This window comes from Streptomyces sp. NPDC051173 (genome assembly GCF_040689515.1).
GTDB lineage: Bacteria > Actinomycetota > Actinomycetes > Streptomycetales > Streptomycetaceae > Streptomyces.
In genome coordinates, this window is sequence record NZ_JBFBBD010000069.1 from 1 (window position 1) to 16,182 (window position 16,182).

15 protein-coding genes are annotated in these 16,182 nt (G+C 70.8%); 7 read left to right on the forward strand and 8 right to left on the reverse strand.

What is annotated here, in order from left to right:
- Window positions 1-176: 176 nt before the first annotated feature.
- Window positions 177-1,499 carry a tetratricopeptide repeat protein gene (locus AB0435_RS27380; RefSeq protein ID WP_366008547.1) on the reverse strand — a complete coding sequence of 441 codons (1,323 nt, stop codon included), beginning with the start codon at window positions 1,497-1,499 and terminating at the stop codon, window positions 177-179.
- Between the two features lie 185 nt (window positions 1,500-1,684).
- On the opposite strand from AB0435_RS27380, the gene AB0435_RS27385 reads away from it, so the two are divergent.
- Genes AB0435_RS27385 through AB0435_RS27395 form a run of 3 tightly spaced genes read left to right on the forward strand, consistent with a single transcriptional unit; the run spans window position 1,685 to window position 5,017 of the window.
- Window positions 1,685-1,813, forward strand: coding sequence for a hypothetical protein (locus AB0435_RS27385; RefSeq protein ID WP_366008548.1), 129 nt, complete (start codon window positions 1,685-1,687; stop codon window positions 1,811-1,813).
- Between the two features lies 1 nt (window position 1,814).
- Window positions 1,815-2,981 carry a hypothetical protein gene (locus AB0435_RS27390; protein WP_366008550.1) on the forward strand — a complete coding sequence of 389 codons (1,167 nt, stop codon included), beginning with the start codon at window positions 1,815-1,817 and terminating at the stop codon, window positions 2,979-2,981.
- Window positions 2,978-5,017 (forward strand): hypothetical protein, encoded by a 2,040-nt coding sequence (locus AB0435_RS27395; RefSeq protein ID WP_366428179.1) that lies wholly within the window; start codon window positions 2,978-2,980, stop codon window positions 5,015-5,017. Before AB0435_RS27390 ends, AB0435_RS27395 begins: the two co-directional genes overlap by 4 nt.
- A gap of 62 nt (window positions 5,018-5,079) precedes the next feature.
- Here AB0435_RS27395 and sodN read toward each other — a convergent pair whose 3' ends face one another.
- Complete coding sequence (gene sodN / locus AB0435_RS27400; protein WP_366008292.1) at window positions 5,080-5,475, reverse strand: superoxide dismutase, Ni; 396 nt, start codon at window positions 5,473-5,475, stop codon at window positions 5,080-5,082.
- A 158-nt stretch (window positions 5,476-5,633) separates the two neighbouring features.
- Here sodN and sodX point away from each other — a divergent pair, with 158 nt between their 5' ends.
- Window positions 5,634-6,104 (forward strand): nickel-type superoxide dismutase maturation protease, encoded by a 471-nt coding sequence (gene sodX / locus AB0435_RS27405; RefSeq protein ID WP_366428180.1) that lies wholly within the window; start codon window positions 5,634-5,636, stop codon window positions 6,102-6,104.
- Here the strand turns inward: sodX and AB0435_RS27410 are convergent.
- The 4 genes from AB0435_RS27410 to AB0435_RS27425 form a co-directional block, all read right to left on the reverse strand.
- Complete coding sequence (locus AB0435_RS27410; protein WP_366008294.1) at window positions 5,990-6,637, reverse strand: CGNR zinc finger domain-containing protein; 648 nt, start codon at window positions 6,635-6,637, stop codon at window positions 5,990-5,992. The two genes, sodX and AB0435_RS27410, sit on opposite strands and share 115 nt — an antisense overlap.
- A 166-nt stretch (window positions 6,638-6,803) precedes the next feature.
- Entirely contained in the window at window positions 6,804-7,565 is a 762-nt protein-coding gene (locus AB0435_RS27415) for an amino acid ABC transporter ATP-binding protein (RefSeq protein ID WP_366008295.1), read from the reverse strand.
- Complete coding sequence (locus tag AB0435_RS27420) at window positions 7,562-8,512, reverse strand: amino acid ABC transporter permease (RefSeq protein WP_366008296.1); 951 nt, start codon at window positions 8,510-8,512, stop codon at window positions 7,562-7,564. The genes AB0435_RS27415 and AB0435_RS27420 overlap by 4 nt, the downstream gene beginning before the upstream one ends.
- A gap of 169 nt (window positions 8,513-8,681) precedes the next feature.
- The gene (locus AB0435_RS27425; RefSeq protein WP_366008297.1) at window positions 8,682-9,644 is read right to left on the reverse strand and encodes an ABC transporter substrate-binding protein; all 963 of its coding nucleotides are present in this window, start codon (window positions 9,642-9,644) and stop codon (window positions 8,682-8,684) included.
- Window positions 9,645-10,160: 516 nt separating this feature from the next.
- On the opposite strand from AB0435_RS27425, the gene AB0435_RS27430 reads away from it, so the two are divergent.
- From AB0435_RS27430 to AB0435_RS27440, 3 genes are all read left to right on the forward strand, one after another.
- Window positions 10,161-11,360, forward strand: a complete 1,200-nt coding sequence (locus tag AB0435_RS27430) for an NADP-dependent malic enzyme (RefSeq protein ID WP_366008299.1) — start codon at window positions 10,161-10,163, stop codon at window positions 11,358-11,360.
- Window positions 11,361-11,748: 388 nt separating this feature from the next.
- A complete protein-coding gene (locus tag AB0435_RS27435) occupies window positions 11,749-12,711 on the forward strand; it encodes a zinc-binding dehydrogenase (RefSeq protein WP_366428181.1) in 963 nt (320 codons plus the stop codon).
- A 58-nt stretch (window positions 12,712-12,769) separates the two neighbouring features.
- Window positions 12,770-14,098, forward strand: a complete 1,329-nt coding sequence (locus AB0435_RS27440; protein ID WP_366428191.1) for a cellulase family glycosylhydrolase — start codon at window positions 12,770-12,772, stop codon at window positions 14,096-14,098.
- A 131-nt stretch (window positions 14,099-14,229) separates the two neighbouring features.
- Here AB0435_RS27440 and AB0435_RS27445 read toward each other — a convergent pair whose 3' ends face one another.
- On the reverse strand, window positions 14,230-15,150 hold the full coding sequence (locus AB0435_RS27445) for a helix-turn-helix transcriptional regulator (protein ID WP_366428182.1): 921 nt from the start codon (window positions 15,148-15,150) through the stop codon (window positions 14,230-14,232).
- Entirely contained in the window at window positions 15,150-16,007 is an 858-nt protein-coding gene (locus AB0435_RS27450) for a DUF4097 family beta strand repeat-containing protein (RefSeq protein WP_366428183.1), read from the reverse strand. The genes AB0435_RS27445 and AB0435_RS27450 overlap by 1 nt, the downstream gene beginning before the upstream one ends.
- Between the last annotated feature and the right edge of the window lie 175 nt (window positions 16,008-16,182).

Consider the following 16,182-nt stretch of genomic DNA (forward strand, 5'->3'; position numbering starts at 1 on the left):
CGCTCGTCCGCACCACGCCCACCGGCGGCATCAGTCCCACGAACGGCCCAACGAGCCGATCGCCGTCACGTCACGTGAACCACCGGCTGTAGTACTACCGGTAGTGGGTGTGTTTGGGCGAGTGCCTCTGGGATCGACGCGCAGGCTCAGACTTGGGGAAGCCCCCATGGTCCCGGTCAGGACACCAGCAGGGCTGCCTTCTGCCGCAGTTCGTCCGCCTCGGCAATGCCCTTGAAGCGGTTGAGTCGGATGCGCATGTCGACGGCGGCAGTGTGGACTTTCACCGAGCGGATGCCGTCGGCGCACTCGACGAACTCCCTCCATGTGGCCAGCGCGCCATCTACGTCGCCTTGGCGGAGCCGTACGCCGCCGAGGTCGGCGAGGACGATCGCGCGTGTGCGGCGGCGGTCGAGGCCGTGGATCTCCAGGGCCAGGCGAAGGTGTTCCTCGGCGGCGTCGAGGTCGCCGAGGCGGGTGAGGATCATCCCGGATTCGTGGGCCCACCGGCCGGGCGAGTAGTGGGCGGCCCACGATTCGCCCGCTGCGGCGGCGGAGCGGCTGATGGCGGTCTCGGAGAAGGCGAGGTGGCGGGTGGCCGTCCTGCGGTCGTCGTCCTGGGCGGCGGCGTTGGCGAGGGTGGCCTCGTAGTAGGCGACGGCCCGGGGGTTGTCGAGGTCCTTGCCGTAGTGGACGCAGGCTTCGCCGAGCTGGACGGCCTCGGCGCGGAAGCCGAGGTCGATGGCCTGGACGGCCAGGCCGCGCAGGGCGGTTGCCGAGAGTTCGGGGTCACGGGCTTCGGCGGCGAGACGGTAGGCGTGTGCGTAGTACTGCTGTGCCCGGCCTTGGTGTTCGGCATCTTTGCCTTCGTCCTGGGCCATCCACCCGGCGAGGTGGACGAGTTGGGAGGTGGCGGCGAACAGCTCGCGGCCGGTGGCTTCGGTGTACCGGCCGTTCAGCCAAGGCGCGACGTCGTCGGTGAGGTAGCGCACGGCCAGGTGGCGGGCGTGGCCTCCGCCGAGCTCGGCGGCCGAGTCGCCGAGGGCCTTGACCATCTGCTTGACGGCGGCGACCTCGCCGGCGCCGACGCGGACGGCTCCGACCGGGACGGTCCTGGTGCGGCGGGTGATGCTGTCGAGGTCGGGCAGCGCGAGGGCGCTCAGGGCGTAACCGCTCGTGGCGGCGAGGAAGTTCCGGCGGTGCACGTCGCTCCTCCCCAACTGGAGTACTGAGGTCACGGTATCGGTGACCTCTGCCCTGGGCCCGGCGGATTCGCTCTCGTCCTGGGCGGCCAGGTTCAGGTCGAGGGCCTTGACGACGTACGGGCGCCAGTACTTCGGCTCGCGCTCGCCCGTCATCCAGCGGCGGGCGTACTGCCGCTCGATCGCATCGGGTGGCCGCCCGGCGGTGATGCTCACCTCGCGGGCGAGCCTGCTCGGGCCCCAGCCGCGTTTCTCGCACGCGTGTCGGATGAGTTCGGCGAGTTCTTCCTTGGTCGGCATGCTGCTGTCGCCTCCCTGGCCTACGCGGGCCTACATCCTGGCCCCTCCTCGCCTTCTCCGTACGGCCGTTCACTGAAGCTCACCGCCCGGCTCCCAGGGCGATTTCGAAGCCGCAGCGGGCCGTCGGCGTCCTGCCTCCTCGCCACGCCGCCAGCTCGCTGCATCCACCCCCGAAGGAGACAACGGTGACGCACACGGCCCGCACGACCAGTGGAAGGAAGACCCGCGCCGACTGGCTGGGGGTGACGCTGGGCTGGATCTGGGCTCTTGGCACGGTCGACAGCGAAGTGTCCTTCACTTCGGAAGGACACTGACATGGCGGGCGCGTCGAACGCCGTACCGGCCGTGGATGAGGTCTTCGCCTACGCGGACCAACAGATCGAGCAGGCCGCGGCCGAGCTGTGGCCGGGCGCCGGTGTCAGGCTCGGGCACCACACGCCGAGCGTGACCACCTACGTCCGCCGCCTGGTGGTGGATGACCGCACCCTGTACGCGAAGGTCTCGCTGCTGGGGCTGTCGCTGGTGTCGGTGCTGCGGGGTACGGCCGGGGACTGGGCTACGGTCCGGGCGGCGCAAGCGGCCTATCAGGGCTCGCCGGGGACGGTGCTGGAGCGGGAGGCCAGGTGCCTGGCCATTCTGCGGGAGGAGGCCGGAGTGCTGGCCTGCCCGGTCGCCGGGCACACCCGTGGGGTGCTGTTCACCGAACCGGTCGCGGGGCCGACGCTCGCCGATCTCCTTGCCAAGGAACCGCACCGTGCGGGTGAGTTGATGACCCGCGTCCTCGTCGAGCTGGCGGGGCTCCGACGGCCCACCGTGGCCCGTGCGGTTGCTGAAGTGGCGATCGTGGAGCGGGGCATCGGCTCGACGTTCCACCGGAAGTTCAACGGGATCAGCGGCCCGACCTGCTTGCGCAAGGCCGGGCCGGAAGGTGAGGTGCTGGCCGGGGTCGTCGGCCGGTTGCGGCGGCTGCGGCTCACTCCGGCGGTTGGGTGGCGGCCGGTGGTCTACGGCGATCTCAAGCCCGACCACGTGATCTTCCCCGAAGGCCCTGGCGGGCGCCCGGTCTTCCTCGATCCCGGCCTGTCCCGCGGCCGGGCCCAGGCGGACGCGGCGAAGCTGATCTCCCGCACCGTGCTGAACCTGATCGCCTCCCCGCCGGACCCGGCAGCAGCCCGTGTCCTGGCTGAAGGCATCGGGGAGTTCGCCGACGCGATGACGGCCGACCTGGACGACGAGCAGCGATCCGTGTGGCTCAAGCAGCTCGTGGTGCTGTGGCTGATGGACGCAACGAACATCCTCAGCACCTACCTGACCTGCCCGGCCGACCTGCCCCTGCCCGAACACGCCGGCAAGATCACCCAGCGGGCCCGCACTGTGTGCACCCTGCTCGATCGGAGCACCGTGAGCCTGACCGCCGGTACGGACCCGCCGAAGGTGTGGCGGCGCGCCCTGGACGACGTGGTGAAGGCGGCGGAGTCGTGACCGCGCTGCCGGTCGGTGCGATCGGGGTGATCGGGGCCGGAGCCGTCGGTCAGAGCGTGGCCATGCTGCTGGCGGCCGGTGCCTGGTGCGAGTCCGTCCGCATCGTCTCCCGCACGGGTCTCTCGGCCCAGGCCCTCGTGACCGATCTGGAGGACATGTGCCAGGTCATCGGCTCCCCCGTCCGGGCGGTTCACGCCCTCGACCCCGGTCGGCTCGCCTCCTGCGAGGCGGTCGTGCTCTGCCCCAGGGCCGACTTCACCAACACGGCCCGGACGAATGTCCGTATGGCCGGGCTGGGCGCGAACGCCTCTGTCATCGCGGACCTCGCCCGGAAACTGGCCCATTACCAGGGGCTGGTGATCGTGGTGACGAATCCGGTCGACGTGATGACCCGCCTGTTCGCCGAGGTCTCCGGCTGCCCCCGCGTCCACGGGGTCGGGTCGAACACCGACACCGCCCGTTACCGACTTGCCCTTGCGTACCTCCTGGACGTGCCCGTCGAGGCCGTGGACGGCCACGTGATCGGCGAGCACGGCGACCGGGCGCTGGTGTGCGCGTCGGCCACCCGGGTGGGAGGCCTCCCCGTTCCCGTGCCGGTCCGGCGAGTCCGAGAAGAGCTGTCCGCCCGGCCTGCCCGGATCAACGCGGGCCTGGGCCGCTCCCGTTGCGGTCCGGCCGGGGCCGTGATCGCCGCCCTCCGGGCCGGCCTGGGCCTGGCAGACGCGGTGGTGGAACTGTCCGTCAACCATGAGGGCCGGTGGATGGGAATTCCGTTGCGCTTCATCGCCGGAACCCCAACCGTGTGCCTCCCCCGACTCGATGCCGCCGAGACGCGGCAGCTGGTCGCCGCGAACGCCGAACTCCGCGACGCGTACGCGCCCCTGGCCCACCTGTATGCCCATGCTCAAACCTCGCAGAAGGAGGAGACCGCAGTGCCCCGGACCGCTACCCGTATCGCCACGGCGACCCAGGCCGTGACCGTCACCAGCAACAGCAAGGTGGTGACCGACTGGGCTCTTCGCTACTTCGGCCCCTGGTGGAATGCCGGCAGCGCCACCTCGGGCTCCGGGCCGCTGGTGACCGCTGACGTGAACCCCGAAAAGGTGACAGGGATCGCTCAGTGTGTGGCCGACCGCCCGCACGAGGAGACCGACTACGCGGGCGTCCCGATGCTCTTCGACCGGGACGACGACGGCACCGTGCTCGCCTCCCAGTCCGAGGAGAAGACCGCCTACCGGGCAGAGCCCGGCGGTGACCTCCACATCTACGGCTGCGAGGACATTCCCGTCGCCCTGGCCGCCGCCCGCCTCGCCCGCGAGGTCATCCGCGGGCAGCTGTTGGCCGACGGCTGGTCCATCCTCCACGCCTCCGCCGTCGTCCGTGACGGGCGGACCGTCCTCACGCTCGGCGGCAAGGGGGCCGGGAAGACCACCACAGCCCTTCTCCTGGCCCGTGCCGGCTGGCAGTTGCTGGCCAACGACCGCGTCTTCATCCGCCGCGAGGACGATCGGCTGCGGGTGTTGCCCTGGCCCTCGGCCGCAGCCGTCGGCCTCGGCCTGCTGGCTGCCCTCGGCTGGTACGACCAGGTCCGCGAACGTGTCCAGCGCGGCGAGCAACTCCACCCCACCCAGCACCGGAAGGTCACCGACGCCCTCCACTCCGGCAGCCGTACACCCCTGTGGAAGGAATCGGGGAAGGAGCTCAAGCCCCAGTTCTTCCCCGACCAGCTCCATGCCTGGCTCGGTCTGACCCTGGCCACCGAAGGACACGCCAGCCGCGTCCTCTTCCCCCGAATCACCCCGGGTGCCGAGCCTGCCGTTCTCGACGAGGACCGTGGCGTGGCAGCCAGTGACTTCTTCACCGCGGGCACGGAGGACCGCTACCCCGACGTCTTCGGCCTTCTCCCGGGCGACCGCCCCGGAACCGAGCCTCTGCTCGAACTCCTCGGTGAGCTGCCCCGACACTCCCTGTCCCTCGGACGCGATGTGAAGGCGAACTCCGACTTTCTTGCGCAGGTCACAGACCCGACCACATGAACGACCGGCGGCGGGGACGCCTCACGGCATCCCCGCCACCGGTCGAGTGACCAAGGCCCGGGTCAGGCCTTCTTCGTCTCCCAGAAGATGCGGTCGATCTCGGCGATGAGCTCCAGCGCCTTCTCGCCCGTCTTCGGGTCGTTGGAGGCCTTGGCCGCGCTCAGGGCCTTGAGGGTGTCGTTGACCAGCTGGTGCAGCTGGGGGAACTTCTCGAAGTGCGGCGGCTTGAAGTAGTCGCTCCACAGCACCGAGACGTGGTGCTTGGCCAGCTCGGCGCGCTGCTCCTTGATGATGAGGGCGCGGGTGCGGAAGTCCGCGTCCTCGTTGGCCTGGTACTTCTCCTGGACTGCCTTGACCGACTCGGCCTCGATGCGGGCCTGGGCGGGGTCATAAACGCCGCACGGCAGGTCACAGTGCGCGCTGACCTGCACCTTGGGGGCGAACAGGCGGGAGAGCATAAAACGGTCCTTCCTCGTGATCGTCTTCTCAGGTGCGAGATTACTCGGTGTGGGAAGGCTTTTCTCGGGTGCCCCGGGGGGCTTAGGACAAAAGTCCGGTGTCAGTCTGGAACTGCCGCCGCGACAGGTGGAGGAAAAACGGACCGGGAGGTGCCGAGGTGCAGGAGCAAGTGGACGAGCGCGGGCAGGAGCAGGACCGCGAGCGCCGCGGACTGCTGCGGATCGGGCTGGCCGAGGTCTACAACCCGTCGATGGTGCCGACGCTGAACCCCGGGGACCAGCTCGTCGTGCAGTACGGGGCCGCCGTCCGGCCGGGGGACGTGGTGGTGCTGCGGCACCCGTTCCGGCAGGACCTGCTGATCGTCAAGCGGGCCGTCGAGCGGCGCGGGGGCGGCTGGTGGGTGATGGGGGACAACCCGCTGGTGGAGAACGACAGCCGCGAGTTCGGCACGGTGCCCGAGGAGTTCGTGGTGGCCCGCGCCTGGGTGCGGCTGCGGCGGCCGCCGGGGGCGGGTCAGCGCTCGGTGGGCGCGCTGCTGTCGTGGCTGGCGTCCGCGCTGCGGCCGGTGCGGGCGGTGCCCGCCGCGGCCTCGGCCTCCCGGCTCTCCAGGCGCTTGCGGGCGCGGTAGGCGGCGACGTTGGCGCGGGTCGCGCAGCGGTCGGAGCAGTAGCGGCGCGAGCGGTTGGTCGAGGTGTCGAGGTAGGCGTTGCGGCAGGGGGCGGCCTGGCAGATGCCCAGCCGGTCGACGCCCAGCTCGGTGAGGTGGACGGCCAGGCCCATGCAGGCGGTCGCGGTGTACGAGGCGCTGGCGTTGGCCGCGTGGTCGGCGATGTGCATGTGCCACTTGGGGCGGCCGTCCTCGTCGCGGTACTCGTGGCCGGAGATCTGCGGGCTGACGGGGAACTCCATCAGCAGGGCGTTGAGCAGGTCCACGGCCCGTACCTCCTCGCCCGCGTCGGCGGCCTCGAAGACCGCGCGCAGCCGGGCCCGTACGGACCGCAGCCGGGTGACGTCGCTGTCGGACGCGCGGCGGGCGGCCTGGGCCCCGGCGCCGAAGAGTTCGCGCACCGCCTCGACCGAGGTGAGGGTGTCGGCGCCGCGCGCGGGCTCCTCGGTGTTGACCAGCCGCACGGCATAGTCCGAGTAATAGGCCAGTTCCACTTTTGGTCCTTATGGCTTGTGCGGGCGGCCGTCCGGCGGGCTTTTTCCGGGCGCCCGGCAAACGTAATAGCCGTCGCTCTATCGAGGGTATTACAAAGGCCGGGGCAAAAGCCGAGGCGGTGGTGACGGGCCGCCCGCACCACCGCCTCCGGGTTCCCCCGAGCCCCTACAGCACCTTTGACAGGAACGACTTCGTGCGGTCGTGCTGGGGGTTGGTGAGCACGTCGCGCGGGTGGCCGGATTCCACCACCACGCCGTCGTCCATGAAGACCAGCGCGTCGCCGACCTCCCGGGCGAAGCCCATCTCGTGGGTGACGACGATCATCGTCATGCCGTCCTCGGCGAGCCCGCGCATGACGTCCAGGACGTCACCCACCAGCTCCGGGTCGAGGGCCGAGGTCGGCTCGTCGAAGAGCATCAGCTTCGGCTCCATGGCCAGCGCGCGGGCGATCGCCACGCGCTGCTGCTGGCCGCCGGAGAGCTGCGAGGGGTAGTTGCCGGCCTTGTCGGCCAGGCCCACCCGGTCCAGCAGCTTCACGGCCCGCTCCTTGGCCGCCGCCTTGGACTCGCCCTTCACCTGGATCGGCGCCTCCATCACATTGGCCAGCGCCGTCATGTGCGGGAAGAGGTTGAAGCGCTGGAAGACCATGCCGATGTCCCGGCGGTTGCGGGCCACCTCGCTGTCCTTGAGCTCGTAGAGCTTGTCGCCCTTCTGCCGGTAGCCGACCAGCTCGCCGTCGACGTACAGCCGCCCGGCGTTGATCTTCTCCAGGTGGTTGATGCACCGCAGGAAGGTGGACTTGCCCGAGCCGGACGGGCCGATCAGGCAGAACACCTCACCCTGGGCGACCTCCAGGTCGATCCCCTTGAGGATGTGCGCTGCGCCGAAGGACTTGTGCACGCCCTCGGCCTTCACCATCGCGTTCATGCGCGGACGCCTTCCTTGGAGCGCTGGCCGATCGACGCCAGGTTGGCCCTGACCTTCTGCCAGGGGGTGAGCGGCAGGCTGCGCAGCGAGCCGCGCGCGTAGTACCGCTCCAGATAGAACTGGCCGACGCTGAACACGCTGGTCAGGATCAGGTACCAGGTCGCGGCGAGGAAGAGCATCTCCACCGTGGCGCCCGTGGTCTGCCCGATGTCGGAGGTGGAGCGCAGCAGTTCCAGGTACTGGGCCGCGCTCGCCGCCAGCGACGAGGTCTTGAGCATGTTGATGAACTCGTTGCCGGTCGGCGGCACGATGACGCGCATCGCCTGCGGCAGCACGACCCGGCGCAGCGTCTTGCCCTGGCTCATGCCGAGCGCGTGCGACGCCTCGGTCTGGCCCTCGTCGACGGACTGGATGCCGGCCCGGACGATCTCCGACATGTACGCGGCCTCGTTGAGCCCCAGGCCGAGCAGCGCGGCCATGAAGGGCGTCATGAAGGAGCTCGTGTAGTCGCGGTAGATGAAGCCGAGGTTGATCTCCGGGAAGATCAGCGCGAGGTTGAACCAGAGCAGCAGCTGGACGTAGACCGGGGTGCCGCGGAAGAACCAGATGTAGGCCCAGGAGACCGACGAGGTCACCGGGTTCTTCGACAGCCGCATCACCGCCAGCACGATGCCGAGCACCAGGCCCAGCAGCATGGCGAGCACCGAGATCAGGACGGTCTTGCCGAGGCCGGTGAGGACCGAGGAGTCGAACAAGTAGTCCGGAATGGCGTGGTAGTTCACCTTCGCGCCGGCGAAGGCGTTGACCAGCAGGCCGAGCAGCACGAGCACCACGACGGCGGAGATCCACCGCCCGTAGTGCCGCACCGGAATGGCCTTGATGGTCTCCGGCTCGCGGCCGGGGGGCGGGGCGTCGGCGGGCCCCGTCTTTTCGGGTGCAGCAGTCACGGTATGGCCTTTCAGCGGTCCGTATCGGGGGAAGAAAGGGGGCGCCGGGCGGGCCGTCCGCCGTGCGCGCGGGTACGGCGGGCGCGGCCGGGGGAGCCGGGGGGAGCCGTTCGCCCGGGGAGGGGCGGCGGCGCGGCGGTGGCGGCCCGGGCGGGACGGGACAGCCGGGTCAGGAAGCGCCGTTGATCTTGGCTTCCTTGACCGCGCCGGCCTCGACGCCCCAGGTCTTGAGGACCTTCGCGTACGTACCGTTCTTGACGATCGCGTCAAGGGCGGCCTTGAGGGCGTCCCGCAGCTGGGTGGCCTCCTTGGGTACGGCGATGCCGTAGGGCGCCGCCTGCACCTGGTCGCCGACCGTCTCGAAGTCGTTGCCGCCGCCCGCGGTCTTCACCGCGTAGGCGGCGACCGGGAAGTCGCTGGACACCGCGTCGACGCCACCGGCCTTCAGCCGGGTCTGCGCCTCCACGTCGGTGTCGAACGCCTCGATGCTGATGCCGCCCTTGCCCGCCTTGTCGCACTTGTCGGACTCGGACTTCGCCAGGTCGTGGGAGACGGTGCCGCGCTGCACGGCGATCTTCTTGCCGCAGAGGTCGTCCCAGGTCGTGATCCCCTTGGTGTCGCCCTTCTTGGTGTAGATGGAGACACCGGCGGTGAAGTAGTCGACGAAGTCGACGCCTTCCGTCACCTTCTTGCCCGTCTTCGGGTCGACACCGTTCTGCCGGTCCTTGGAGTCCGTCATCGCGGACATCGCAATGTTGTAACGCTTGGAGCGCAGACCGGTCAGCAGGGCGTCGAAGGTGCCGTTGTCGAACTCGAACTTCACGCCGAGTTCCTTGCCCAGGGCGTCGGCGATATCGGGGTCGATCCCGACGGTCTTGCCGTCCTTCTTGAACTCCACGGGCGGATAGGCGATGTCGGACCCGACCTTGATGACCTTCGACGCCTTGATCTCCTCCGGGAGTTGGGCGAAGAGCGGGGCCGTGGAGCCCTCGGCGCCCTGCCCGGACCCGCCGTGCTTGTTCCGCTGGTCGCCGCAGCCGGTCAGCAGCAGGGCGCCGACGACCGCGATCGCGCCGGCGGCGGCCAAACGACTCCTGGCGGCGGCCGGGCGAGGGGTGGTGCTTGCGGTCATTGCTGGTTCCTCCTGCGGGTGAAGGGGATAGCCGACTGGTCACACTGCTGGTCACACGGGTTTCACACGGGGAGGCATACGGGGGCGCAAGCACACACCATCGGGTGTTCGCGACCTCGTGTGATTTGGGCATCTTGCCATCTGGACTGCACCGTTCGGGGGGCCTGCTATGTCAAAATCGGATAACGGGCGATCCCCGTGCGGTACCGGCTCGGTTCGTACTACCGGACTTCGGCGCTCCGCTCCGGTGTGAGACCCATATCACGCACCTCTTGTCTCACTCCATGGACTTCCGGCACCAGTCGACACGCTTTCGACGTGCTTGTGGCGGTGCCGCGACCCGACGGAGTCCCGGAACTCACTCGGCGACCGCGGCGCTCATCCGGTAGAAAGACCAGCTATACCCCCGGACCCGGGGCTCCAGGGCGCATGTGCGGCGCGCCCGGCGGTCCGCTACCTCGGGCGGCTACCCTCGACACTTATTCGACAAAGGGGTCAATAAAAGTGGCAGCGGAGATTGTGAATCCTCGCGGCGCCCACGGTGCGGACGAAGCTCGGGACGAGCTCTTCGATCCGGCCTTCGCGCTGCACCGTGGTGGCAAGATGGCCATCCAGGCGACCGTGCCCGTGCGCGACCGGGACGACCTGTCCCTCGCCTACACACCGGGCGTGGCCAAGGTCTGCAGCGCCATCGCCGAACAGCCGGAGCTCGTCCACGACTACACCTGGAAGTCCCAGGTCGTCGCGGTCGTCACGGACGGCAGCGCGGTGCTCGGGCTCGGTGACATCGGGCCGGAGGCGTCGTTGCCCGTGATGGAGGGCAAGGCGATCCTCTTCAAGCAGTTCGGCGGGGTCGACGCGGTGCCGATCGCGCTCGACTGCCGGGAGGTCGACGAGATCGTCGAGACCGTCGCCCGGCTCGCGCCCTCCTTCGGCGGCGTCAACCTGGAGGACATCTCCGCGCCGCGCTGCTTCGAGATCGAGCGCAAGCTCCAGGAGCGGCTGGACATCCCGGTCTTCCACGACGACCAGCACGGCACCGCCGTCGTCACCCTCGCCGCGCTGCGCAACGCGGCCACGCTCACCGACCGCCCGCTCGGCCGCCTGCGCGCCGTCATCTCGGGCGCCGGCGCGGCCGGTGTGGCCATCGCCAAGATCCTCGTGGAGGCGGGCATCGGCGACGTCGCCGTGTGCGACCGCAAGGGCATCGTGTCCACGGACCGCGAGGACCTCAACCCGGTCAAGCGCGAACTCGCCGGCTTCACCAACAAGGCCGGGCTCTCCGGCCCGCTGGAGACGGCGCTGGCGGGCGCGGACGTCTTCATCGGCGTCTCCGGCGGCACGGTCCCGGAGTCGGCCGTCGCCACCATGGCCGAGAACGCGCTGATCTTCGCCATGGCCAACCCGACGCCGGAGATCCACCCGGATGTCGCCCACAAGTACGCGGCCGTCGTCGCCACGGGCCGCAGCGACTATCCGAACCAGATCAACAACGTCCTCGCCTTCCCCGGCATCTTCGCCGGTGCCCTCCAGGTGCGGGCCTCCCGCATCACCGAGGGCATGAAGCTCGCCGCGGCCGAGGCGCTGGCCGCGGTGGTGGCGGACGAGCTCAGTGCGGAGTGCGTCATTCCGTCGCCGTTCGACGAGCGGGTCGCTCCCGCTGTGACCGCGGCTGTGGCTGCGGCGGCTCGGGCGGAGGGGGTTGCGGGGCGCTGATCCTTTTGGGGTGAGCGCTTGTGGTGGGGCTCGCTGTCGGGTGCGGGTTGTCTGCGCCTGCGGCGGGCCTTTCCCCAGCCCCGCCCCTTCCCGAAACCGGGGAGACCCCGGACCCCCGCAACACGCTTCGCGCGTTGTCCTCAAACGCCGGACGGGCTGAATGTGCTGGTCATGGTTCGCACAATCCAGCCCGTCCGGCGTTTGAGGACGCGGCCGCAGGCCGCTCCCGCCGCAGGCGGCAACGGACCCGCACGTCGGGGTCTGGGGCAGCGCCCCAGTCTCGGGAAGGGGCGGGGCTGGGGAACAAGCCCGCCGCAGGCGGCAATCGCGGCGCGCGTCACAGCCGCGTACGGTTCCGCCGAGCGCAGCGCGCCGCTAGGTTCGGATCATGTTCGCCGCCTACGCCACCCACACCGACCGCGACAACCCCCTCAACGGCCTGGAGTTGGGCGATCGTCCCGAGCCCGCGGCGCCCCCGGGGTGGACCGTGGTCAACGTCAAGGCCGCCTCGCTCAACCACCACGACCTGTGGTCGCTGCGTGGCGTCGGGCTCGGTGAGGAAGCGCTGCCGATGATCCTCGGCTGCGACGCCGCGGGGGTGGACGGGGACGGCAACGAGGTCGTCGTGCACTCCGTCATCGGCCAGACCGGGCACGGCGTGGGCCCGCGCGAGCCGCGTTCGATCCTCACCGAGCGCTATCAGGGCACGTTCGCCGAGCGCGTGGCCGTCCCCGCGTGGAACGTCCTTCCGAAGCCGAAGGAGCTCTCCTTCGAGGAGGCCGCCTGCCTGCCGACCGCGTGGCTGACCGCGTACCGCATGCTGTTCACCAACGCGGACGTACGCCCCGGCGACAGCGTCCTCGTCCAGGGCGCGGGCGGCGGCGTGGCCACCGCGGCGATCGTGCTCGGGGCCGCGGCCGGGCTGCGGGTGTTCGCCACCAGCCGTGACGAGGTCAAGCGGCGGCGGGTCGTGGAGCTGGGCGCGGAGGGCGCGTTCGAGCCGGGGGCCCGGCTGCCGCACCGCGTCGACGCCGTCATCGAGACGGTGGGCGCCGCCACCTGGTCGCACTCCGTCAAGTCGCTCAAGCCCGGCGGGACGCTCGTCATCTCCGGTGCCACCAGCGGTCAGAGCCCCGCGTCGGCCGAGCTCAACCGCATCTTCTTCCAGGAGCTGAAGGTCGTCGGCTCCACCATGGGCAGCAAGGAGGAGCTGGCCGGCCTGCTGAGCTTCTGCGCGGCGACGGGCGTACGGCCGGTGATCGACTCCGTCCTGCCCCTTGACCGTGTGCCGGAGGGCATCGAGAAGATGGCCGGCGGAGACCTGTTCGGCAAGGTGGTCCTGACCGTCTAGCCCATGGGGGAGGCCCGTGCGCAGGCTGCGAGCGGCGGTGACCGTGCTCGCCTCGGTGCTGGGCCTCCTCGCCCCGGACGGCGGCGCCCTGGCCCGTACGGCGGCGGCGGACGCCGTCCCGCGGCTGACCGACGAGCGCGGGCGGGTCCTCGAACTGCGCGGCTGGAACGTCGAGGACAAGACCCACCGCGGCGCCGACGCCCTGACCGGCATCACCGAACGGCACTTCCGCGACATGGCCGCCGCCGGGTTCGGCATGGCGCGGCTGCTGGTCTTCTGGGACGACCTGGAGCCACGGCCCGGGCACTACAGCGAGCGCTACCTCCGCCGGATCGAACGCGTCCTGGACTGGGCGCACCGCTATCGCGTCCGGGTCGTGATCGACGCCCACCAGGACGTCTTCGGGCCCGCCTTCGGCGGCCACCGGGGCATCCCCGAGTGGGCCACGCGCACCGACGGCCTGCGCTATGTCCCGCACCCCGGCGACTGGTTCGGCGAATACTACGAACCCGCCGTGCAGGCCGCCTTCGAGCACCTCTACGAGGACGCCGACCTGCGCCTCGCCCAGGCCCGGATGTGGCGGATGCTCGCCGGCCGGCTCGGGCGCCACTCCGCTGTGTTCGGCTACGACCTGATCAACGAACCGATGGGCAAGCTGCGTTCCGGTGAGGACCCGCCGGCCGCGGCCCGCCGCATCGAACGGGACCAGCTGACCCCGATGTACAACCGGCTCGCGGCGGCGGTCCGCCGCGCCGACCGGCGCCACCACCTCTTCGTGGAACCGACCCCCGTGGTCGGCGAGGCCGTCCCCACCGGCCTCGGCCGCGTCCACGACCCGAAGGTCGTCTACGCCCCGCACTTCTACAACACCGCGATGGAGGCCGGCCGGGACTACGACCCGGCCGCCCACTGGATCGAGGCGTACGAGTCCGCTGTCACCCGCTACCCCCGCGAGCAGCGCGTCCCCGTCGTGATCGGCGAGTGGGGGCCGCCCGACTCCTCGCTCCCCAACATGCCGCGTTTCTACGAGGACGCGCTGGTGTCCCTCTCGCGCTACGCGTCCGGCTGGGCGGCCTACACGTGGTGTTACGGGGGCGGGTACTGCGCCGTCGACGAGGCGGGACGCTTCCGCACGAACAAGGGGCGCCTGGTGCGGCCGTTCGCGGAGGTCGTGGCGGGGCGGGTGTTGGGGGTGTCCTACGGGGCGGGTGTGTACCGGCTGGTGTACGAGGCGGTGGGGGCGGGGGTTTCGGTGGTGTCCGTGCCGGGCGCTTCGCGGGTGTCCGTGGTGGGGGCCATGTCCGTACGCCGTTTGGGGGCGCGGGTTTTTGTGCGGGCGGGGGGTGCGGGTGGGGGTGCGGTGGTGGTGACGGTGCGGGCCGTTTGACGGCGGGGTTTTCCCCTACCCGCCCCTTCCCGAAACTGGGGCTGTGCCCCAGACCCCGCAACACGGCTTCGCCGCGTTGTCCTCAAACGCCGGACGGGCTGAAATCAGCCCGTCCGGCGCTTGAGGACCGGTCAATCCCGCGGCGGCGCAAGCGTCGACGCGATCCGGCCGGCCGCCTCCGCCAAAGCGCGACGTACAGCTGCCAACTGATCCACCGTCACCCCATGATCCCGTGCCGCGTCGCGGATGTCGTCCCGGAAGCGGTCGAGGAGGCGGTCCAGGTCGCGCGCCGGGTCCTTGGAGAGCGAGTCGGGGGCGGACGCCCAACCCGGAGCGGGGGCGGGGGGCGTGGTGCGGCCCCCGGCCAGGCCGCCCAGTTCCTGGGTGAGGGCGGTGATGCCCTCGACGATGCCCTTGGGCCAGTCGCCGTGGCGGACGTGCTCCTGCATCTCCTCCTGCACGCGCTGGGAGATGCGGCGGACCTCCTCGCGCGTGTGGTCCTGGGCCTGCTTCGCCTGGCGGCGGGCCTGCTGCGCGTCCTGGCGGGCGCGGCGGCTCTCCTCCTTCGCCCGGCGGGCCTGCTCCTTCCACTCCTCCTTCGCGTGCCGGAACTCCTCCTTGGCCTGCCGCCACGCCTCGCTCTCGCCGAAGGTGCCGTTCGGGGCGCGGTTCAGGCGGGCCGCCTCGCGGATCTCGCGCCGGAGGTCGCCCGCGGCGCCGCGGACGTCCTCGCGGATGTCGGCGGCGAGCGTGGAGACGGACTCGCGGATGTCGAGCTCCAGCTCGGCCAGCTCGCCCTGGCGGTCGGCGAGTTCGTCCCGGCCGGCGGGGGTGAGGGAGTAGACCTTGCGGCCGCCCTCGGTGGAGTGGGTGACCAGGCCCTCGGCCTCCAGCTTGGCGAGGCGGGGGTAGACGGTGCCGGCGGAGGGTGCGTAGAGCCCCTGGAAGCGCTCCTCCAGCAGCCGGATGATCTCGTAGCCGTGGCGGGGCGACTCGTCGAGCAGCTTGAGCAGATAGAGCCGCAGCCGGCCGTGGGCGAAGACGGGGGGCATCAGAGGACCTTTCCCTGGGTGGTGCCGGCGGCCCATTCGGCGGTGTCCGGACGGCGCAGCAGGGCGACGGCGCCGGAGACGCTGAGGACCTTGAGCCTGCCATGGCCCGCGCCGAGCCGGCCGGTGATCTTCTTGGCGCCGAACTGGCTGTCGACGTGCAGTTCCTCGAAGCCGCAGGAGAGCGGCCCGCTGGTGGTGTTGGCGTCCACCTCGGTGTCCGCGGTGTCCGGGAGGCGGATGGCTATCTCGCCGGAGACGGTGCCGAGCGTGAGGTCCGGCCCGGGGGCCGCGGGGGCGAGGTCGACGACGATGTCGCCGCTGACGGAGTCGGCCTTGACCGTGCCGCCCGAGCTCTCGACGAGGGTGAGGTCGCCGGAGACGGACGTGAAGTGCAGGTCGCCGCCCAGCCCTTGGGCCTCCAGCCGCCCGGAGACGGTCTCGGCCCTGACCGGGCCGGTCAGGCCCACGAGGGTGACGTCGCCGCTGACGCCGCGGACGGCCGTGCGCCCGGAGACGTTGGAGACGACGGCGCTCGCCCCGACGATGCCGGCCTCGACGTCGGTGCCGGTCGGCACGGTGAGGGTGACGGTGACGGTCCGCGCCCAGCTCTTGCGGGAGAACCAGTTGGTGAGGCCCTTCCAGGGGAGGTCGTCGTAGGCCACGGTGAGCGTGCCCCCGTCGAGGGTGACGGTCAGCGGCGGGCCGTCGATCTCGGAGAGCTCCAGCCGGGCGGGCCCGGTGGCGTCGCCCACGACGTTGACCGTGCCGCCGACGACGCGGACGTCGAGGGCCGTGACCGGCTCCTCGAAGGTGACTTTCTGTGGTGTGGACAGTGACCACTTCGACTGGGCCGGCATGCCGGGCCTCCTTGGCGGGCTGGATACGGCGGTCCTGGATATGCGGGTCGCGACATGGCGCGAGGCGGGCACCAGGGCCCGGCCGAACGCAACCTATCGCGTCTCTCTTCAAACACGATATATCGCGCTCTGGCCAAGTCAAGTGCCGAGGGCGTCGCGAAGGCGCGGCTTGGCA

Bases quoted from the DNA above. Each gene is read 5' to 3' on its own strand.
- AB0435_RS27380 (WP_366008547.1), bottom strand. From the start codon at position 1,499: ATGCCGACCAAGGAAGAACTCGCCGAACTCATCCGACACGCGTGCGAG.
- AB0435_RS27390 (WP_366008550.1), top strand. From the start codon at position 1,815: ATGGCGGGCGCGTCGAACGCCGTACCGGCCGTGGATGAGGTCTTCGCC.
- sodN (WP_366008292.1), bottom strand. From the start codon at position 5,475: ATGCTCTCCCGCCTGTTCGCCCCCAAGGTGCAGGTCAGCGCGCACTGT.
- AB0435_RS27415 (WP_366008295.1), bottom strand. From the start codon at position 7,565: ATGAACGCGATGGTGAAGGCCGAGGGCGTGCACAAGTCCTTCGGCGCA.
- AB0435_RS27425 (WP_366008297.1), bottom strand. From the start codon at position 9,644: ATGACCGCAAGCACCACCCCTCGCCCGGCCGCCGCCAGGAGTCGTTTG.
- AB0435_RS27435 (WP_366428181.1), top strand. From the start codon at position 11,749: ATGTTCGCCGCCTACGCCACCCACACCGACCGCGACAACCCCCTCAAC.
- AB0435_RS27445 (WP_366428182.1), bottom strand. From the start codon at position 15,150: ATGCCCCCCGTCTTCGCCCACGGCCGGCTGCGGCTCTATCTGCTCAAG.
- AB0435_RS27450 (WP_366428183.1), bottom strand. From the start codon at position 16,007: ATGCCGGCCCAGTCGAAGTGGTCACTGTCCACACCACAGAAAGTCACC.